Origin of the sequence: Opitutus sp. (genome assembly GCA_024998815.1) — a bacterium.
GTDB lineage: Bacteria > Verrucomicrobiota > Verrucomicrobiia > Opitutales > Opitutaceae > Rariglobus.
Genome location: JACEUQ010000002.1, coordinates 993,603 through 1,013,994, shown reverse-complemented (window position 1 = coordinate 1,013,994; position 20,392 = coordinate 993,603). Strand labels below are relative to the sequence as shown.

The following is a 20,392-nucleotide window of genomic DNA, read 5'->3' as shown; positions in this document are numbered from 1 at the left end:
ACTCCGGGACTTGCCTGGGCGCCAAGGCTGAACGGGGGCGGGATGAAGACGGAGGTTTTGCCCACGGAACACACGGACTACACGGAAGAATCGGAGGGGCTTTCTTTCCGTGTGTTTCGTGGGCAACCGGATCGCGCTCGTGGGCTTTAGAGCGTCGCTAGGATCGCGTTGAACGTTGCGCTCGGGCGCAGCGCAACGGAGGCCTTGGCGTCATCCGGCTTGTAGTAACCACCGATGTCGACCGGCTTGCCTTGCACGGAGTTCAGCTCGGCGACGATCTGATTCTCGCTGGCGGTCAGCTTTTCGGCGACGGGCGCAAAAACAGCTCTTAGCTCTGAGCTCTTAGCTTGGCTCGCCAGAGCCTGCGCCCAATATAGCCCGAGATAAAAATGCGAACCGCGGTTGTCGATACCGGCACCGACTTTGCGCGCGGGGCTCCTGTCGAATTCCAAGAACTTGCCATTGGCCTCGTCGAGGGTCTCGGCCAACACCTTGGCTTTGGCGTGGTTTTGGGAAATTCCGAGGTGTTCGAAGCTGGCCGCCAAGGCGAAGAACTCGCCCAAGCTGTCCCAGCGCAGGAAGTTTTCCTCGGTGAACTGCTGCACGTGCTTCGGCGCGGAACCGCCGGCGCCGGTTTCAAACAGGCCGCCGCCGTTCATCAGCGGGACGATCGAGAGCATCTTGGCCGAGGTGCCGACTTCGAGAATCGGAAATAAGTCGGTCAAATAGTCGCGCAGCACGTTGCCGGTGACGCTGATCGTATCGAGTCCCTTGACCAGGCGCTCCAGGGTGAATTGGCAGGCGGCGGCGGGTTCGAGGATGCGCAGGTCCAGACCGGTGAGGTCGTGGTCCTTCAGGTACTTTTGGACCTTGGCGATGATTTGGGCGTCATGGGCGCGGGAGGCGTCGAGCCAGAACACCGCTGGCGTGGCGGAGAGACGGGCACGGTTAACCGCGAGTTTTACCCAGTCCTGAATGGGGGCGTCCTTGGCTTGGCAGGCGCGCCAGATGTCGCCGGCAGCCACTGAGTGAGCGGTGAGTACGTTGCCGGCTTCGTCCACCACGCGGACGATACCGACGGCGGGGATTTCAAAGGTCTTGTTGTGCGAGCCGTACTCTTCGGCCGCTTGGGCCATCAGGCCGACGTTGGGCACGCTGCCCATGGTCTTCGGGTCGAGGGCGCCGTTCTTTTTGCAGAAATCGATGACGGTCTGGTACACGCCGGCGTAGCAACGGTCGGGGATCAGCGCGAGGGTGTCCTGTTCCTTGCCGGCGGCATTCCACATGCGGCCGGAGGTGCGGATCATCGCGGGCATGGAGGCGTCAACGATGACGTCGGAGGGGACGTTGAGGTTGGTGATGCCCTTGTCGGAGTTGACCATGGCGAGGGCCGGGCCGGCGGCGTAGGTGGCGGCGATGTCGGCCTCGATCGCGGCTTTGTCGGCGGCGGGGAGTTTTTCGATCTTGGCGAGCAGGTCGCCGAAACCGTTGTTCAAGTCGATGCCGAGGGGCGCGAGGGTGGCGGCGTGTTTGCTAAGAACGTCCTTAAAGAAGACCTTCACGGCGTGACCGAAGAGGATGGGGTCGGAGACCTTCATCATGGTGGCCTTGAGGTGCAGCGAGAGCAGCACGCCCTCGGAGCGGGCGCGGGCGATCTGCTGCTGGTAGAAGGCAACCAGTGCGGTTTTGCGCATCACGGTGGCGTCGAGGATTTCGCCGGCCTTGAGCGGGGTCTTGTCCTTGAGGACCTGCACGCTGCCGTCGGCTTTAACCAACTCGATGCGCACGGTGGTGGCGGCGGCGGTGGTCAGCGATTGTTCGTTACCAAAGAAATCGCCCTCAATCATGGCGGCGACGTTGGTCTTGGAGGTGGTCGACCAGGCACCCATGGAGTGCGGGTGGGCGCGGGCGTAGGCCTTCACGGCCTTGGGCGCGCGGCGGTCGGAGTTGCCTTCGCGCAGGACCGGATTGACGGCGGAACCGAGGACCTTGGCGTAGCGGGCGCGGGCGTCTTTCTCGGCGTCGGTCGAAGGGGTTTCGGGGAAAGCGGGGAGGGCGTAACCCTTGGCCTGGAGCTCGGCGATGGCGGCCTTGAGCTGGGGGATGGAGGCGGAGACGTTGGGCAACTTGATGATGTTGGCCTCGGGCTTGAGGGTGAGCGCGCCGAGTTCGGCGAGGGCATCGTGGGTTTTTTGCGCTGCGGGAAGCAGATCGGAAAAAACGGCGAGGATGCGGGCGGCCACCGAGATGTCGCGGGTTTCCACGTTGATACCGGCGTGCTTGGAGTAGGCCTGCACGATCGGCAGGAACGAGTAGGTAGCGAGTGCGGGAGCCTCGTCGGTGATGGTGTAGATGATGGAGGGAGCGGCGGACATGGTGTGTGCTTTTAGGGAATTAAGGTCCGTGAGCTAAGGACGGGCCAAATGGTCGGTCAAAAGCAATTACCAGATTGAGCGAGGGAATATCCGCCGCAGCGGTGGGGCAACGGGAAGGGGCAAACCTACCAACCGAAAGTAGCGCAGACTTCCAGTCTGCTCCGGCGGAGTGGCTTTCGAGATTCTAAGGCAGACTGGAAGTCTGCCTGGAGTTTGGCCTCTGACTAGTGCTTAATTGCGTAGATTAATGATAGTATTTCTGAGTTGGCTTCCCTTGACCTCGCGCTTGCGCCACTTGAACGGCTTGGCATTGGGCAGGTAGGCGGCGACGAAAGCGTCAATGGCCTGACTAAGTTCGGCGACGCTTCTGAAGTTCGCGCCCCGTAGCGCCTTCCTTGTTAGTATGCCGAACCAGATTTCAACTTGATTGAGCCAACTCGCCGAGGTTGGGGTAAAGTGGAAGTGGACATTGGGGTGCCGAGCGAGCCAAGCGTCGCACTTTTTGTGGGTGCAATAATTATCCAAAATCACGTGGAGTTCTCTCTCGGGCGGGTGATCCGCCACCACTTGGTCCATGAACAGCAGGAACTCCTCCCGGCGCTTAAGGGTGGTTTTCTGCGTCTTGATCAAGCCCGTGGCCACATCAAGGGCAGCGAACAAGTTGAGTGTACCGTGGCGCTTGTAGGTGCTTTTGAGTCCCTGGACGATTTTACCATTGTCGGTCTCCACGTAACCGGTGGCGCGCTCTAGGGCTTGGATGCCAGGCTTTTCATCCACACTTATCACCAATGCCTTTTCCGGTGGGCTCAGGTAGAGCCCGACGATATCGGCTGCCTTGGCTGCGAACTGCTTGTCAGTGCTCACGCACCACGAGCGCTGGCGCTGCAGGCAAATGCCCTCCTTGCGCAGCACTCGCCAGACCGCGTGCACCGAGCCGCCGAGCACACGGGCCACCGCTGGACCATCCCAGCGCGCCTGCCCCGGAGGGGGTGGCCCTTCCAATAAAGCCAGCACCCGATCTCGAAAGTCCTCACCGTAGGTGCGCTTCGCGCCCGGCCGTGCCGCATCATCCAGCCCCTTCATGCCAAGCAGCACAAAGCGATCCCTCCACTTTATTACGGTGTTCGGCCTGGTGTTGCAGCGGCGCGCCACCTCTTGCACCTGCTCGCCACTCACGCACCCAAGGATCATCCGGGCGCGCTCAACTCGCTGCCTCGACTCAATCCGGCTGGTTGCCCGTTTTTCTAGGGATTGCTGATCCCCCTCGCTACAAGTGATTCGCACGGCTTTTCGTCCCATCTACAAAGCGGATACAATATCACTTATTATTGCAAGTAAGCACTAGTTGAACGCAGATCAGCCGAATCCTTGAGCTCACGTTCAAGGCCACACTCTTCGCGAACACACTCCTTGTGGCCTTGAGCGTGAGCTCAAGGATTCGGCGCACCGCAGCCAGAAAAAACACCTCGTGCTCACGCACGAAGCCACACCGAGCCAAAGCCACCCAGGCAAAGGCACACTCCAGGCCGCACCCGCCCGAACGTGGCCTTGAGCGTGAGCTCAAGGTCTGGAGTTTGGCCGTTTAACTCGTGCCAAGAACCACACAGGTGCTGCGCATCATGTATGGCGATCTGAGCTGATCACTCCGGAGAGTTTCGCAGACTTCGCAACTGCCACCCGCACGTCAACGAACGCATCGAAACCCATGCCGTTGCTACATGCGGTACGCTTCTACCTTAGCTGGGGGGACGGATCTCAACTCGTTTTGGGGCCAAACTCCAGGCAGACTGGAAGTCTGCGCTACTTGGCTGTGCGGCCGGCGCAGCCCCCGCGCCGTTTAAGCGCTCGATTTCAGCTCTCCGCGCAGGCTGAGGATCCACTGGACGCGCAGCGTTAATTCCTTCGGGCTGAATGGCTTGGTGAGGTAGTCGAGCGCACCCAGCTCCAGGCCGAATTTACGCGCGTCGGCGGTCGCCCAGGCCGTGAGTAGCAGAATCGGTATAGTCGCCGTGGCGGGGTCGCGGCGCAGGATCTCGCACACCCCAAAGCCGTCGATGTCGGGCAGCATCAGGTCGAGCAGGATCAGATCGGGGCGGCGGCGGGCGACCGCCTGCAGAGCATCGCGACCATTGGCCGCCGTCACGACATCGCACCCCGCACGGGTGAGGTGAAATTCAACGAGCTCGGTCACATCCTGCTCGTCATCGACACTGAGAATCAAGGGGCGCATGCCTCCATCCTGACAGGCTCAGGTGTCGATAGGGTGACGGTCGGGTGACAACTGGGTGAAATTCCGGCGTTTCCCCGCCCAGGTCTCCCGGTTTTTGGTAAAATTCAATAAAAAGGTTGGTTTTCTTTGGGGGATGCTCGCCCCGTGTCGATATTGGCGCATGCTTGGCATTCCAATTGCGTAGGTGGCCCCAGACCAGCGATGTCGCGAAAAATAAGTTTTTTAAATTACAAGGGTGGCGTGGGTAAAACCTCACTCGTCGTCAACACAGCCGCCTGCTTGGCGGCGAAGGGCCGCCGCGTGCTGCTGTGTGATTTCGACACCCAGTCCAACGCGAGCATCTGGCTGATGCGACTGGATCGCTGGAACAAACTCAACGCCGGTGGGCACGGCTCGGTTTACTCGTTTTTTGAGCCAGGCGGTGTGCGCTTGAGCGATTTGGTGGTGCGCGACGTGGTCCAGGACAAGAGCGGTCACGCCGTGTTGCCCGGCCTGGATCTGTTGCCCACGACGTTTAACCTCGTTGACCTCGAAAACGAGTTCACCGGTGACCCCAAAAAGCCCGCCTACCTGCTCTTCCAGGAACAACTCGCCGAGGTGGCCCGCGACTATGATTTCGTCCTGTTCGACTGCCCGCCCAACCTGCTGCGCGCCTCCCAGTGCGGCGTGTTCAGCTCCAACGAGATTTACGTGCCGTCCAATCCCGATGCGCTCAGCCTGATCGGCTTCACTTTGCTCGTCGAAAAACTCGGCCGCTTTCAGCAGCTCTCCGCCGGATTCCGCACCGCCGCCATGGGACCGGCGACCCAGATCCGCGGCATCATCTTTAACTCGATTAAAACCGGCGTGGACATCGAGGTTCCAAAGATGCGCATGCAGCTGCGCCTTAACCAATTCAAGACCGCCAAACGCGCTGCCCCCGACGCCAAGATTTTAACCACCCAGATTCGCGACGCCATGGTGGTGCGCCGTGCGGTCACCCTCGGCTTGCCCGTGAATCTCATCGGTCAGGAAAACACCGATCCGACCCGCGACAATGTCGTGAGTGACTACCATGCCCTCGCCGAAGAAATCGACCAACACCGCCCATGAACACCCTCGATGCCTCCTCGGTTCCGCCTCAGCCCGCCGCGCCGGTTAAAGCCCCCCGCTACACCGCCCAGCAGTGGGACGAAATCCGCAGCGCGTTTTGCTCGTCGATTTTGGCCGATACCTCGTTGAACAGCCTGGCGCAAAACCTGGAGGGCCCGGGCTGGCCGTTGACCGGCGCGCGCGAGCTGCCCTCCGCCTACCTCGACTTGTCCTGGATCGAACTGCGCGAGTCGCTGGCGCTGCGTGGTCAACCCCCCAGCGTGGCCGATCTGCTGTTGTCGATTCTGGAGGAAACCCTCGCGTTTGATACCCCGTTTGGCGACATGCTGGCGCCGTCGGCAACCCTTACAGCGGAAGAAAATCCCGTGGTCAAAAATCTGGCAAAACTGAAGATCGATGCCGGCTTTCCGGTGGGTCTCACCGCGCTTTCGGCCGACACCCAGATGTTCTGCGAGTTGGAGCGCATCAAGACGGTGGGCGAACTGGCGCTGGCTGCGCAGCGCATGGCCGGGGCGGTGATTGTGGGCGGGGATTTTCGCGCGTTACTCAACGCACTGTCGAACATCGACGAGGCCGAAATCGCCCGCTACCTGCCGTTTCGGCGCGGGGCAACGGGGGTGCATTACCTCGAAGGCTTGGCGCAAGCAGTGCGTGCGCAACCGGCGGCGATTCAAGCGGCGCTTCTGTTGCGGGTGCGCTATCCGCAGACCGCTGCCGAAACCGCACTGGCCCGCACGGTCACTGCGGATCGCCTTGGCCAAGCCCGCGAGTCGCTCCTGTTGCACGGCGGGGCGCTGCGCGGGTTTTGCGCGGAAGACTACGCCGGGTTGCAGCGCGAGCTTTACGCCGGAGTCCTGCCTCGCCGCCTCGTTGCGGTGCTCGGCGACCCGATGGTAGAGGCGGTGGTGGCCGACCTGATCGCCCCGCAGGCCAGCGTCGCGGCGGCGGGTTTCTGGAAACGCCTTTTAACTTGGTGGAGGTCCTGAGTTATGATCGAAAAACCCATGTCGAGTCCGTCCTTCGTGCGCCCGGTTGGCAGTCCGATTTTTGGGCCCAAGGGGCCCGCGCTGGCTTTGCCCCGGCGTGGGCCGCAGACGCGAACCCAGCGCGGCGCTCCGGCCATTAAGGTCTCGGAGGCCGCGGGACAGCAGTCGGGGGCGCAGCCGCAGTACAAACCGGGGGATGCCGAGGGAGATGTGACGCTGTCGAACCGGCGCGAGGCGGGGCCAGAGCGTGAGGTGGCGCTTGCGTTGCAGGCCATAGAGCAGGTGTTGAACGAGCGGGAGCAGGTGCTGAACGAGCGCGAGGCGGAAATCGCGGAACGTGAGCGGGATTTGGCGGAGGCCGAGGTGCTCTTGCAACATCACGAAGCCCTGATGCGGGCATCCCGAAAAGTGGCTCCGACCGGCGGCCGGTTGTCGGAGGAGGAGAAGGCGGCACAAACGGCCCTGAAGGCCGAATTGGACCGGCAGGAGGAGTTGCTCAAGGAGGCTCGCGAGGCTCTGCGGGAGCGGGAAAAATTTATCGAGGAGAGCGAGGCGCGGCTGTTTGAAAAAGTGCAGGATCAGCAGGAGAAGGAGACCGAACTCGAACAGCGCGAAGAGGAACTGCGGGAGCGCACCAGCGCCAGTGGCCAGTCCGTCGCGGGCGCCCCGGCGATCAAGCGCACGTTTGACGAATTTAACGAGTAGGGCGTGCCACGCCGACGGCAGCAATTTCGTGCGGCTGACTCAGGCTTAGCGCCTGCGCGATTGGGCGGGGTGCGCGTGGCTCAGAGCTCGTCCGGTTTGATCGCTAAAGCGCGCGCCTGTTCGCAGCGCTTGCGCGACAGCTCCACGCCCAGCGCGTTCAGCCCGAGGGCGTTGGCCACCGCCAGCACCGTGCCGACTCCGCAGAAGGGATCGAAAATCGTTTGCGCACCCACCTGGTCGCGGGCGAAACGCACCGCTTGCCCGGCCGCCCGCACCCCCATTGCACGAACCCAGGGCAGCCGGCCGGCGTCGGTGATAATGTCAGGGAGTGGCAACACATCGGGGCACTTCATCGCTCGCGACACCGCGATCAGGTGGGTATAACCAGGTCGGCCATAGGTGAGCATTCCCGGCGGACGACGGCAGACGATTTTGTGAAACAGGATATGCGCTCCCGCATCCTCGGCGGCGCGGATCACCATCGAACCCTTGTCCACCCACACGCCATCGCGTTTGATATCGGACTGGAAAAACAGCGCGGCACTCGTTTCGGGCACCGCATCCACGACCAGTCCGACCGCACCCAGAAACCAGGCGCGCCAAGCGGGCAACGACAGGTTTACCTCGGAGACGTCGGGCAGCGATGTGACCGCGCAGGCGCCCTCGATCCGGCCTCGCTCGCGCATCCAGCCGATCGCCTCGGCGCAATGGACCTCCCGCTGGGCCGACGCCTGTGCGGGGGCACCGTTCTTCGGGGTCATGGGCTGGCCGGGGCCTTGGGGGCGTAATGCGGAACCAGTTGTTTGAGGTGACCTTGGATAACCGAAGCAATGGTGGCGGCCGGCACGGTTTCCTTGTGCAACTCGAAGATGGCGACCAGCAAGGCCAGTTCGATGTCCACCTTGTTGGCGCTGGCCAGCTTCATTGCAGCCACGATTTCAAGGGCCTTTTTCTCGGCCTGTTTATATTGGAGGAAACTAGGATCTGGTGCCGGTGCGCTCATGATCAAAGGGGTTTCGGCATTGCGGGCATTCGTCAAGCCTGCGGCACCCGCCAGGGCGGCCCAGAAGCGCGTGTCGCCAGCACTTCGGCCACCAGCGGCCGGTTCCGCCAAGCGTTCATCCCGTCGGGAGCCAACGACGACATTCCCGACGCCCTGGTGATCCTCAAACTGTTGCGTTAGCACCGCGATGAACTCTGCGCATTGGGGTTGGACTCCGCGGAGCTTCGCGAGCTGGCAGCCTTGGTCGCCGACCGGCGGGGCGCGGTGGATGCACGCACCCGGTTGGTCAACCAGCTCTCCGGGGTGCTCAAACACTATTACCCGCAGGCGCTCACGCTCGCCGGCGAGGATCTGGCCGCCCCGCTCGCTATCGCCTTCCTGCGGCGCTTCCCCGAACTCGCCGCCGTCCAAAAGGCCGGGGCAAACCGGCTGCGTGCGTTTTACACCAAGCACAACGTGCGCTCAGAGCAGCGTATCGACGAGCGGCTGGCTCTGCTTGGCCGCGCCCGAGCCTTGAGCGAGGAACGGGCGGTGATCGAGCCATCGCTCTTAGCGCTGGCTCGGCTGCTCGATCTGCTCGTGGTGGAAGCCCGCCACATCGCCGCGTACGACACGCGCATCGCCTCGGTGTTCGCCGTTCATCCCAACGCCGAAGTGTTCGCCGCGTTGCCAGGGGCCGGCCCCGCCTTGGCCCCGCGTTTGTTGGTGGCCTTCGGCGACGTGACGGCGCGTTACCCCAATGCGCAGGCCCTGCAAAAGTATGCCGGGCTCGCTCCGGTGCGCGAAAAAAGCCAGAAACGGGTCTGGGTAGAATGGCACTTAGTTAAATGGATCGAGGGCTTCGATTTTGTGTCATTTTGTGGTTTTTGTGGCCAATCGATTGGGGGTTACCCACCGGCAACGTCGAAGAACCTCCACCGCCGATTCATTGAACAGCTAAACACCTGAATACTAACAAAGGAGCGGAATAAGCGGGACAAGCCCCAGGAATTCATTTTGGCTGGGTGAATGATGCCGGCCGAAACGAACCCGTCGAACCCCCAAGGGGAGGTGATTTCGCTGCGCCACTTGCAGGTGCAGGTGCTAGACAGCCCCGAGTTAAACGCCCGAGCGCAGGGGCTGCTTGAGGAGCATCACTATCTGGGCGCGGTGAAACCGGTGGGCGAGCGGCTGCTGTACGCGGTGAGCGATGCGCAGGGCACCTGGGTGGCGGTGCTGGTGTTTGCGGCGGCGGCGCTGCACCTGCGCGGCCGGGAGGCGTGGATTGGCTGGAGTGGCGAACAGCGCCGACGCCGATTGGCGCTGGTGGTCAACAACGTGCGGTTCCTGCTGCTGCCCAAGCCGGCGGTGTCCAACTTGGGCTCGGCGGTTTTGAGCCGGGTGCTCGGCCGGCTCAGTGCCGACTGGCAGTCGCGTTACGAGCACCCCGTGCTCGTCGTGGAAACCTTCGTCGACCCCGAGCGTTTTACGGGAAGTGTATACAAGGCATCCGGGTGGACCGAGTTGGGCCAGACCAAGGGCAACACGCGTAAGTCGCGCGATTACTACGAGCACCACGCCAAGCCCAAGCGCTTGTTCGTGCGCGAGCTGGAGCCCCGGGCCCGGAGAGCTCTTCAGGCAGGGCAAATCAAGCCCTCGCTGGCTGCGGTGGAGGCGAAAGTTCCGGTGCGAAGTACCCTGAAGGCCCCCGATTTAATCAGCCTGGCGGAGGCCTTCCGGCAAGTGCCTGAATACCGCGCCTACATCGGGGCCTATCCCTTGCACGCGCTGCTGGCGATCACGGCGGCGGCCTATCTGGCCGGAGCCCCCCGCGGCCAACGTGACCTGGCCGCTTTCGCCCGCCGGCTCTCCCCGGTCCAACGCCAAGCCCTCGGGGTGATCCGCCGCCGCGGCAAATACGGCGCTCCCAGCCAGCCCACCTTCAGCCGTCTGTTCGCCCGTGTGCAGGCCGCGCGCATCGAGGAGGTTTTACTCGCCCACCAACGCCAGGTGCGAGGCGCGCCTCCCGCCACCGAGATCGTGGTCATCGACGGCAAAGTCCCCAAGCACAGCGGCGGGCAAAACGTGGTAACCGCAGTGAGCTCGCCGGGCCTGTTCTATCTCGGCAGCGAGGTCGTCGCCGAAAAAAGTAACGAGATCCCCGCCGCCCGCGCGCTGTGTGAGAGACTCGATTTGGTCGATAAACTCGTGAGCCTTGATGCCCTGCATACCCAGGCCGACACCGCGCGGGCGATCGTACTGGAGCATGGCGGCGACTACCTGTTCACCGTCAAAGGCAATCAGCCCGGCCTGCAGAAAATCGTAGCAGCGCAAGTGCCCGATCCGGGCGCCCCTTTTTTGACCCGTTAAAAGATCCCGCTGCCGAGCAACGTACCACCCAGGAAAAGAAGCACTCCGTGACGCGCACCCTGGTGGCGCGCGAGTTGAGCGCGGAAAGCGCCTGCTTCCCCCTAGTGGCGCAAGCCGCGAGAATCTGCCGAAAACGCCACGGCAAGCCCACCGAGACCGTGGCGCTGATCACCAGTCGCCCCGCCGCCGAGTTGACTCCCGCCCAATGGCTGGAGGTCAACATTGCGCACTGGGGAATCGAGACCGGTTTGCATGCCCGCCTCGACGCCTCGCGCCAGGATGATCGCTGCCGATTACGCCGCCCGAACGCGGTGCGCATCCACGGCATGTTCAACCGCTGGGCCAACAGCCTGTTCATGCACTGGCGCGGTCAACGAACTAAAAAACGCCACCTTTATACCTCCGACTTTATCGCCCACATGTCCGAAAATCATGACCGTCGCGCGCTCCGCGCACTTACCTCGGTAAACTTCCCGCTATGAATCGGCGCTGAAGAACCTCGGTGCGGGGGTTATTCCCCTTGACCGCAGCTCAATACGAAAAATAGGGTGTGCGCTTCTTCGCCCCCTTTCTTACCCTATGAAAATTCGATCCCTTATTCAGGTCGCTTTGGTCGGCTCTTTTCTCATTACCGCTTCCGGTTGCGCGGTTTTCAGCAAAGGGCGCACGCAATCCGTCACGGTCCGGTCTAATCCGGAGGGCGCCACGGCTCTGATTAACGGCGAAGAAGTCGGCAAAACCCCGCTGCGCGTCACCTTGAAGCGCGCCTCCTCCTACAACATCGAGCTGCGCAAGCCCGGCTTTGAAAACGCCCCCACGGTGATGCTGCCGGTTGAAAACGAGTACTCAAAGCGCTTCCTGCGCTGGGGCATCGATTATGACCTCGGCGCGATGACCGATCTCACCCCCGGCGAGCTGGTCGTCGATCTGCGTCCGGCGCTTCCCCCCGGCACCGAGGAAGATCGCTACCTCGCCTTGACCTATGCCGTATTGCAGGCCGATGCGTTGTTCTCGGCCAATGAAATTTCCTCGACCGACCACAAATTTTTGGTCGCCGCCATCGTGAAATCCTACGCGAACTGAGGGTTCGTTTTTTAAGTAGCCAGGCTGCGTTGAAGAGACTTGCCCCATGACGGGGCGGTGGGCCTAGTTGCCCGCCTCATGAGTGACCTAAAACGCACGCCTCTCCGCGATTTTCACGCCGCCAACGGTGCCCGCTTGGTGGACTTCGCCGGCTGGGAAATGCCAGTCCAGTACCGCTCCATCCTCGAGGAGCACAAGGCCGTACGCCGTTCCGCCGGCCTGTTCGACGTCAGCCACATGGGCGAGGTCGAGGTCAAGGGCCCCGACGCCCTGCGGTTTTTAAATTACGTCGTCACCAACGACGTCACTAAACTGTTCCCCGGCCGAGTGCTGTATTCGCCGATGTGTTACCCGACCGGTGGCGTCGTCGACGACTTGCTCGTCTACATGCGCGGTCCCGACGACTACTTCCTGTGCATCAACGCCGGTAACATCGACAAGGACGTCGCCTGGCTGCTCGAGCAGGCCAAGGCCTTTGCCGTCACCGTCACCAACCGTTCGGCCGACTACGCCCTCATCGCGATCCAGGGCCCGACCGCCGCCGCCATCGTGCAATCGCTCACCGCGACCCCGCTTCAAAATGTCGGCTACTACCACTTCGTTGACGGCACCGTGGCCGGAATCCCCTGCATCATCAGCCGCACCGGCTATACCGGTGAAGATGGTTTTGAGCTCTACTACTCCGCCGCCGACGCTGTCGCCCTAGCCGAGGCCGTGGTCAAGGCCGGCGCCGCCCACGGGCTTGAGTTCACCGGTTTGGGCGCACGTGACAGCCTTCGTCTTGAAGCGGGGTATCCGCTCTACGGGCACGAGATCACCGCGGATATTTCCCCGCTCACCGCCGGCCTCGGCTGGACGGTGAAACTGGACAAGGGCTGCGACTTTATCGGACGCGCTGCGCTGCTGGCCGAAAAGACCAACGGTGCCGCCAATAAAGTCGTGTTCTTCAAAACCGGCGATCGCCGCATCGTTCGCGCCGATACGCCTGTGCTGGGTGCCGATGGTGCCGTGGTCGGCAAGGTGCTCTCCGGCACCCTTTCGCCCATCCTCAACGAGGCCATCGGCTCCGCCCTGGTGACCACCGCCGCTGCCAGCGCTCCGCTCACGGTCGATATCCGTGGTACTTTGATCAACTTGCAGCTGGTAAAACCTCCCTTCGTCCAATTAAAAAAATCCTAACATGAGCAACGTTCCCGCTGATCTCCGTTACGCCAAATCCCACGAATGGTTGCAGCTGGCTGCTGACGGCACCGCCACCGTTGGTATCACCGACTACGCCCAAAACAGCCTGGGCGACATCACCTACGTGCAGCTGCCCAAGGTGGGCGCCACGCTGACCGCCGGCCAAGTTTACGGCGTGGTCGAGTCGGTCAAAGCCGCCTCCGACCTCTATTCCCCTGTCGCCGGCACCGTCATTGCGATCAATCCGGCGCTGGATTCCGCTCCTGAGACGGTGAATTCGGACGCCTACCAAGGCGGCTGGATGCTCAAACTCAAGCTAGCCAATCCGGCCGAGGCAGACGCGTTGTTGGACGCGGCCGCCTACACCAAGCTGATTGGTTAAGTGATTGGGTGGGGTTCGAAAAGTAGCGCAGACTTCCAGTCTGCGCCTGGAGTTTGGCCCTAAAACGCGTTGTTCCTCCCAGCTCAGCTGGAAGCTTACTGCAAGGTAGCATCGGCATGAGTTGCGATGAGTTTGTAGACGCGAGGGAGTCTGCTGTGAAGCCTGCGAAACTCTCCGGAGTGATCAGCTCAGATCGCCATACATGATGCGCCGCACCTGTGTGGTTCTTGGCACGAGTTAAACGGCCAAACTCCAGACCTTGAGCTCACGCTCAAGGCCACGTTCGGGCGGGTGCGGCCTGGAGTGTGCCTTTGCCTGGGTGGCTTTGGCTCGGTGTGGCTTCGTGCGTGAGCACGAGGTGTTTTTTCTGGCTGCGGTGCGCCGAATCCTTGAGCTCACGCTCAAGGCCACAAGGAGTGTGTTCGCGAAGAGTGTGGCCTTGAGCGTGAGCTCAAGGATTCGGCTGATCTGCGTTCGACTAGTCAGAGGCCAAACTCCAGGGCGCAGACTTCCAGTCTGCGCCTGGAGTTTGGCCCTAAAACGCGTTGTTCCTCCCAGCTCAGCTGGAAGCTTACTGCAAGGTAGCATCGGCATGAGTTGCGATGAGTTTGTAGACGCGAGGGAGTCTGCTGTGAAGCCTGAGAAACGCTCCGGAGTGATCAGCTCAGATCGCCATACATGATGCGCCGCACCTGTGTGGTTCTTGGTACTACTTAAACGGCCAAACTCCAGACCTTGAGCTCACGCTCAAGGCTACGTTCGGGCGGGTGCGGCCTGGAGTGTGCCTTTGCCTGGGTGGCTTTGGCTCGGTGTGGCTTCGTGCGTGAGCACGAGGTGTTTTTTCTGGCTGCGGTGCGCCGAATCCTTGAGCTCACGCTCAAGGCCACAAGGAGTGTGTTCGCGAAGAGTGTGGCCTTGAGCGTGAGCTCAAGGATTCGGCTGATCTGCGTTCGACTAGTCAGAGGCCAAACTCCAGGCGCAGACTTCCAGTCTGCGCGACCTGGAGTTTGGCCCTAAAACGCGTTGTTCCTCCCAGCTCAGCTGGAAGCTTACTGCAAGGTAGCATCGGCATGAGTTGCGATGAGTTTGTAGACGCGAGGGAGTCTGCTGTGAAGCCTGAGAAACGCTCCGGAGTGATCAGCTCAGATCGCCATACATGATGCGCCGTACCTGTGTGGTTCTTGGTACTACTTAAACGGCCAAACTCCAGACCCAAAGTGTCACCTATAAGGTGACACTACGTATCCAACCGAACCTAACTAACCAACCAACCGCTCAGCGCGTGTCCGTTTTTTCGAGGGAATCCCACTCCAGAACCAAAGTGTCACCTAATAGGTGACACTTTGGTTCCTGGAGTTTGGCCTCTGACTAGTTGGCCCGGAGAAGGCCGTAGAGATAAATGGGGCGTCGGGCCCATGGGAAAAAGCGTGGCCATGAACGATGGTGTCGGACCATGAGCACCACCACCAAAGTTCAGCGCATCATCCGCAAAAACAGTGAGCAGTGGTATGTGACATTACCCGCTTCCATCGCCCAGACGATGGGGTTCGCCAAGTCGGAGGCCGTCGAGTGGACCGTCACCGACGCGCATCATTTGGTCCTCTCACGCAGTCTGGTCGCGCCCGTTATGCCGGTCACGCCCGAGCTGGTGGACGTAGGCGTTAAAAAAAAGTCCAGTTGGGTTTATCCGATCGGCTGGGACGACTTATGAAACGGGCTTGTGCTGCGGCTTGCGCCGCCCCCGAGTGCGCCCGGAGACTGCAGGGGCATCTCATGGCGGCACTGGTTTCACCGTGCCGGGGGACTCTTACCAACCTGATTTGTCTGTGCGGGCGTGCCCAGCAGGACTGGACGGCCGACTACCGGTTGTATTCGCGTGACCGGGTGAAGCCGGCGGGGCTTTTCCGCACGGTCCTCCATGAGCTTGAGGTAAACCTGCCGGCGCTTACCCCGTTGGTGGCCGCCATCGATGACACCCTGGTACGCAAAACCGGGGTCAAGATCGACGGCGTCGGCTGGAAACGCGATCCGCTCGGCCCCGCGTTCCAAACCAACCTGGTGCGCGGCCAGCGCTATGTGCAACTCTCTGCGGCCTGGCCTGGTTCCGACGGACACGCCCGGATGATTCCGGTGGATTTCACCCACGCGCCGACGCCGCCAAAGCCGGGTAAAAAAGCCACTACCGACGAGGTTCAGCAGTACACGGAGAAGAAAAAACAGCAGCGGCTTAATGTCGTCGCGCTCGCCCGCATCCAGCAGCTTCGCCAGGCGCTGCCAGACACGCGCAAACTGGTGGTCGCCGGCGATGGCAGTTACACCAATGCGGTCGTACTCAAGGGCCTGCCCGCCAAGACCGTTTATATCGGCCGGATCCGCCGGGACGCCGTGCTCAACGCCCTGCCTGGACCACCCGCGGCCACCGGTCGCCCGCCGGTCTATGGCGCGCCGGTCCAGACCCCGGAAGAGCTGCGCACCGACGACACCGTGGCCTGGCAAAGCGTCGAGGCTTATGCGGCCGGAAAAAAGCACACCTTTAAAATCAAGACCCTCGGGCCGGTGCTGTGGCGTAAAGCCGGGGCGACGCTCCCGTTGCAAGTCATGGTGATCGCCCCGGTGGGCTACCGATTGCGCGCAGGCTCGAAGCTGCTCTATCGCCAGCCTGCCTTCTTGGTTTGCACCGACCCGGATATGCCCGTGGGTGACCAACTCCAGTATTACCTCTGGCGTTGGGGCATCGAGGGAAACTTCCGGGATGAGAAAACCCTGATCGGCACCGGCCAGGCACAACTGCGCACCGCCGCCTCCAACCGCAACCAACCCGCCGCCACCGTCGCCGCCTATGCGCTGTTGTTAATCGCCGCCCTGCTCTTCGGCGATCCTGCGGGGCAAACCCCTGATCCGCCGCCGCATCTTCGCCCGCCCAAATGGCGCACGCACTCTTCGGGCGCCTCGCCTGCGACCAGTTCCACGGGGGACCTCTTGCGCACCCTGCGCAGCGAATGCTGGGCCGACCAGATCGCCCCAGAGAGTTTCTCCGACTTCACGTCGACCGACCCTCCCTCCACGAACTCATCAAAAGCGCCACCCTTCTTGGCTGAAGCACTCTTCCGCGCTGCGTAACCGGGCCTCCGGCCGCTTCGCATCCACCTGCTTTTGGGGCCAAACTCCAGGAACCAAAGTGTCACCTAATAGGTGACACTTTGGTTCGCCCATACAGGGAAGTCTGCGCTCATTTTTTACGACCTCACGGTGAGGGCAGGTTGTTGAGGAAGGTGATGATCTCCTTCATCCGCGCCAACGCCTTGGGCGCGGTCAGCCGGGGAAAACGCGCGCCCACCATCACAAAATCATCCCGCACCCCGCTGCCTCGCGCACACTTCAGGCGCGACGACTCCGTCTCCACCGTGATGATCCGCTTCGACTCCGCCCGGATGCGAATGTCGGTGATCAACAACAACGCGCGGACTTCGTCTCCAAAGGGACCAAAGCGGTCGCGTAGGTCGCTCTCGATTTCCTTTAATTGATTCCCGTTTCCCGCCATCGCCAAGCGACGGTAGAAGTCGATGCGCAGACGGGTTTCCGCGATGTAAACCGAGGGAATGCGCGCCTGAATCTTGGTCACCTCGACGGCACCGTCGTCGGCCTGCTCGGCGAATTTGATCGCCTGATACGAGGTGCGCGCGGCGGCCGGTGACGGACCCGACGCGGACGCTGGTCCGCTTGTGGGTAGCGCTGATTCGCCCACGAACACGAAGTCGAGCTTCACGGCAGCGCGGATCGCGGAGGCGTTTTTCTCGCCCTTCAGGCGCGCGACCGACTGGCGTAGGAGTTGGCAATACAGCTCGAAGCCCACGCCGATGATGTGGCCGCTCTGCTGCGACCCCAACAGGTTGCCCGCACCGCGCAGTTCCAAGTCGCGCATGGCGATACGGAACCCCGCCCCGAGCTGGTTGTGGGTGCGCAGCGCGTTGAGCCGCTCGCGGGTGATTTCCACCAGCCGGGTGTGCCGGTGCAGCAGCAGGTAGGCGTAGGCTTGGTGCTTAAACCGGCCGACGCGTCCGCGTAACTGGTAGAGTTGTGACAACCCAAAGCGGTCCGCGCCTTCGATTATGATCGTATTGCAGTTGGGGATATCCAGGCCGGTCTCGATGATGGTCGTGCAGACGAGGACCTGGTATTTGCCGGCGACGAACTCGGTCATCACGCGCTCCAAATCGTGTTCGTCCATCTGGCCGTGGCCGACGCCGACGGTGATGTCGGGCATCAGCTCGGTGAGGCGCGCGGCGACCAGGTTGATCGTCTGCACCCGATTGTGCAGGTAAAACACCTGGCCTCCGCGCCGCAGTTCGTGGCGGACCGCCTCGACCACGAGTTTGTCGTCGTAGGTTTTGACGATGGTTTGAATCGGGTGGCGGTTGACCGGCGGGGTCTCGATCACGCTCATGTCTCGCGCGCCCGTCATCGCCATGTAAAGCGTGCGCGGAATCGGCGTCGCCGACATCGACAAGATGTCCACCGTGGCGCGCATAGATTTGAGGCGCTCCTTGTGCTTCACGCCGAAGCGCTGCTCCTCGTCGACGATGACCAGACCAAGGTTTTTAAACGCGACGTCGGCTCCGAGGATGCGATGCGTGCCGATGAGGATGTCGACTTGGCCCACCGCAGTGGCGGCGAGGATACGCGTGGATTCGGCCTTGGTGCGGAAGCGGCTGACCATTTCCACGGCAATCGGGTAACCCGCCATACGTTCGCGAAACGTGTTGAGGTGCTGCTGGGCGAGGATCGTCGTGGGCACCAAAATCGCGACCTGCCGCCCGTCCTGCACCGCCTTAAACGCGGCTCGAATCGCCACCTCGGTTTTGCCAAAACCCACGTCGCCGCAGATCAGCCGGTCCATCGGCCGGGCGCGTTCCATATCAGCTTTGGTTTCCTCGATGGCTTTGAGCTGATCCTTGGTTTCGGTGAACGGGAACGATCCCTCGAACTCCTTTTGCCAGTCGTTGTCCGGCAGGCAGGCGTGGCCGGGCTGGGCCTCGCGCTGGGCCTGGATTTTCAACAGATCGGCGGCGAGGTCGATGGTGGCGCGCTCGGCGGCCTGCCGCGTTTTTTCCCAGCGACCCGAGCCGACTTTGCCCAGTTGCGGTTTGGTTTTCCCGAGGCCGACGTAGCGGCTGATGAGGTGCGATTCCTGCAAGGGCACGTGCAACGTCACGCCGTCGTCGAATTCCAACGAGATGACCTCGCGCAGGCCGTCGCGCATTTCGAGTTTGGTTAACCCGCGGTAGAGGGCGATGCCGTGCTGGAGGTGGACGACAAAATCGCCTTCGACCAGCTCGGAGAAGTCGAGCAACTGGTCGACTTGGGCGCGGTTCACTTGGGCGCGTTGCGGGCCGTTGACGCGGCGAGTGCGCTGGCGGCCGAACAGCTCGGTCTCGGTGACCAGCACGAGTCCGCCGATTTCGCCCAGCTTGCGCTTGGGCAAGGTCGACCAGAGCAGGCCGGCGCCGGCGCGGTAGGTGCAGCGAAACCCCTCGTTGAGCGTGCCGCGCACCCAGAGCGGTTGCAGGCCCTTGAAGCGGGAATCCTCGGCGAGAATCTCCTTCACGCGCTGTTCCTCGCCCTCTTTGGAAACGACGAAGGCCAGACCGTAGCCGTCCTTTTTCCAGGCGACGAGTTGCTGGAGGAAATTGCGCCGCGCCTCCTCCTCGGCACACAGGCGCTCCTGGGCCACGAGCTCGTCGGAGGGGTAACTGCGGTGGTGGACGAGGCTCTCGGTGTCCCAGGTGGTTTCGCTCACCTCCTCGCCGTCGAAAAGCGCGGAGGCCTCGTCGATGTCGGCCAACCCGAAGGCGGCGGCGGATTTCTTTAAAATCGGGGTGAGTCCGTCAAACCCCTCGTCGGCGAAACCGGCGAACTCGGCGTCGAGGATGGCGGGTTCGATGAAGACCAGTTGGGTGCGCGGCGAGAGGTAGTCGGCGAGGCCGGTTTTGGAGGCGTCGAGTTTGAGACGCGGCGAGGCGGACAGGGTGATCGACTGGACCTGTTCGCCGGAGCGCTGGGTAACGGGATCGAAGGCACGGATGTCCTCGATTTCGTCGCCAAAAAAATCGAGACGGTAGGGCTCGGTCGCGGTGATGGGGTAAACATCAATAATGCCGCCGCGCACCGCGTAGTGGCCGGGCGATTCGCAAACCGCCTCGGAGTCGTAGTCGAGCCCGTGGAGGGTTTCGAGCAGGGCTTGGAACGGCTGGGTTTGGCCGCGGGTGAGGGTGAGTTCGCGGTTGGCAAACGCCTCGATGGCCGGCACCGGCTGGATGAGCGCCGCAGGCGTGGTGACGATAATGAGCTGTGAGCTGGGAGCTAAGAGCTGTGAGCTTTGAGCTGGGAGCTCCGAGCTCCCAGCTCCCAGCTCCGAGCTCCCAGCTCCCAGCTCCAAGCTCTTAGCTCCCAGCTCCAAGCTCTTAGCTCTGAGCTCCAAGCTCTTAGCTCTGAGCTCCAAGCTCCTAGCTCCCAGCTCCCAGCTCCGCGAGGCGCGCAGGCGGGAGAGCACGGTGGTGCGGTCGGCGGAGGCGGCGAAGGCCTCGCGCATGTCACGGCTGTCGGGAATCGACTCGGGGAAAAGGAGCGTAGTGACGGCCGCCGGGTTCCCGCCTGCGGAGCGGTAAAAAAACGCGATGTCCTCAGCGAGTTGCTCGGCCAGTTTTAGGTTTTCTGCGACGACCAGCCAGACGGGCGCGGGGTGGCCGCGCATGAGCTCGGCGATGACCGCGCCCCGGGCGGGCGGGCAAACACCGGTGAGTTTTAGGCGGGCGAGGGAGGCGGGGACGGGCATCAGGAACGGACGAGGGGAGATGGGGGGTGGTTTGGTAATCGTTCTCGTTCTCTTACTCCTACTCGTTCTCTTCGGCTGGATTAGCCGTGGGAAGCACTGTCAGCGCCAAAATCGAGAACGATTAAGAGTAGGAGAACGAGAACGAGTCGGAGTAGGAGAACGAGAACGAGTCG

The 20,392-nt window shown here is 62.2% G+C and carries 17 protein-coding genes; 11 read left to right on the top strand and 6 right to left on the bottom strand.

All coding sequences use genetic code 11. The features are described from left to right. Window positions 1–146: 146 nt before the first annotated feature. The 3 genes from H2170_12190 to H2170_12180 all read right to left on the bottom strand — a co-directional run bounded on the left by H2170_12190 (window position 147) and on the right by H2170_12180 (window position 4,605). Entirely contained in the window at window positions 147–2,375 is a 2,229-nt protein-coding gene (locus tag H2170_12190; protein MCS6300836.1) for an NADP-dependent isocitrate dehydrogenase, read from the bottom strand. A 231-nt stretch (window positions 2,376–2,606) separates the two neighbouring features. Next, window positions 2,607–3,674: an IS630 family transposase gene (locus tag H2170_12185; GenBank protein MCS6300835.1), complete on the bottom strand. Its 1,068-nt coding sequence runs from the start codon at window positions 3,672–3,674 to the stop codon at window positions 2,607–2,609. A 538-nt stretch (window positions 3,675–4,212) separates the two neighbouring features. Beyond that, a complete protein-coding gene (locus tag H2170_12180; protein MCS6300834.1) occupies window positions 4,213–4,605 on the bottom strand; it encodes a response regulator in 393 nt (130 codons plus the stop codon). Between the two features lie 201 nt (window positions 4,606–4,806). Here H2170_12180 and H2170_12175 point away from each other — a divergent pair, with 201 nt between their 5' ends. Genes H2170_12175 through H2170_12165 form a run of 3 tightly spaced genes read left to right on the top strand, consistent with a single transcriptional unit; the run spans window position 4,807 to window position 7,388 of the window. Then, a complete protein-coding gene (locus tag H2170_12175; protein ID MCS6300833.1) occupies window positions 4,807–5,697 on the top strand; it encodes an AAA family ATPase in 891 nt (296 codons plus the stop codon). Then, a complete protein-coding gene (locus H2170_12170; GenBank protein ID MCS6300832.1) occupies window positions 5,694–6,683 on the top strand; it encodes a hypothetical protein in 990 nt (329 codons plus the stop codon). Before H2170_12175 ends, H2170_12170 begins: the two co-directional genes overlap by 4 nt. Before the next feature lie 3 nt (window positions 6,684–6,686). Next, window positions 6,687–7,388 (top strand): hypothetical protein, encoded by a 702-nt coding sequence (locus tag H2170_12165; protein ID MCS6300831.1) that lies wholly within the window; start codon window positions 6,687–6,689, stop codon window positions 7,386–7,388. An 80-nt stretch (window positions 7,389–7,468) separates the two neighbouring features. Here H2170_12165 and H2170_12160 read toward each other — a convergent pair whose 3' ends face one another. Together H2170_12160 and H2170_12155 are read right to left on the bottom strand one after the other, a co-directional pair. Next, entirely contained in the window at window positions 7,469–8,149 is a 681-nt protein-coding gene (locus H2170_12160) for an SAM-dependent methyltransferase (GenBank protein ID MCS6300830.1), read from the bottom strand. Beyond that, complete coding sequence (locus H2170_12155) at window positions 8,146–8,391, bottom strand: hypothetical protein (GenBank protein MCS6300829.1); 246 nt, start codon at window positions 8,389–8,391, stop codon at window positions 8,146–8,148. Before H2170_12155 ends, H2170_12160 begins: the two co-directional genes overlap by 4 nt. A gap of 207 nt (window positions 8,392–8,598) precedes the next feature. Here H2170_12155 and H2170_12150 point away from each other — a divergent pair, with 207 nt between their 5' ends. From H2170_12150 to H2170_12115, 8 genes are all read left to right on the top strand, one after another. Further along, complete coding sequence (locus tag H2170_12150) at window positions 8,599–9,339, top strand: transposase (protein MCS6300828.1); 741 nt, start codon at window positions 8,599–8,601, stop codon at window positions 9,337–9,339. A 60-nt stretch (window positions 9,340–9,399) separates the two neighbouring features. Beyond that, window positions 9,400–10,740: an ISAs1 family transposase gene (locus H2170_12145; protein MCS6300827.1), complete on the top strand. Its 1,341-nt coding sequence runs from the start codon at window positions 9,400–9,402 to the stop codon at window positions 10,738–10,740. A gap of 47 nt (window positions 10,741–10,787) precedes the next feature. Then, on the top strand, window positions 10,788–11,222 hold the full coding sequence (locus H2170_12140; GenBank protein MCS6300826.1) for a hypothetical protein: 435 nt from the start codon (window positions 10,788–10,790) through the stop codon (window positions 11,220–11,222). Between the two features lie 97 nt (window positions 11,223–11,319). Continuing rightward, window positions 11,320–11,823 carry a PEGA domain-containing protein gene (locus tag H2170_12135; protein ID MCS6300825.1) on the top strand — a complete coding sequence of 168 codons (504 nt, stop codon included), beginning with the start codon at window positions 11,320–11,322 and terminating at the stop codon, window positions 11,821–11,823. 78 nt (window positions 11,824–11,901) lie between these two features. Beyond that, a complete protein-coding gene (gene gcvT / locus H2170_12130; GenBank protein MCS6300824.1) occupies window positions 11,902–13,002 on the top strand; it encodes a glycine cleavage system aminomethyltransferase GcvT in 1,101 nt (366 codons plus the stop codon). 1 nt (window position 13,003) lies between these two features. After that, complete coding sequence (gene gcvH / locus H2170_12125) at window positions 13,004–13,387, top strand: glycine cleavage system protein GcvH (GenBank protein ID MCS6300823.1); 384 nt, start codon at window positions 13,004–13,006, stop codon at window positions 13,385–13,387. Window positions 13,388–14,840: 1,453 nt separating this feature from the next. Continuing rightward, a complete protein-coding gene (locus tag H2170_12120; GenBank protein ID MCS6300822.1) occupies window positions 14,841–15,098 on the top strand; it encodes a hypothetical protein in 258 nt (85 codons plus the stop codon). 62 nt (window positions 15,099–15,160) lie between these two features. After that, window positions 15,161–16,507: a transposase gene (locus H2170_12115; GenBank protein MCS6300821.1), complete on the top strand. Its 1,347-nt coding sequence runs from the start codon at window positions 15,161–15,163 to the stop codon at window positions 16,505–16,507. 124 nt (window positions 16,508–16,631) lie between these two features. Here the strand turns inward: H2170_12115 and mfd are convergent, their stop codons facing one another. Further along, window positions 16,632–20,219: a transcription-repair coupling factor gene (gene mfd, locus H2170_12110; GenBank protein ID MCS6300820.1), complete on the bottom strand. Its 3,588-nt coding sequence runs from the start codon at window positions 20,217–20,219 to the stop codon at window positions 16,632–16,634. Window positions 20,220–20,392: the final 173 nt, after the last annotated feature.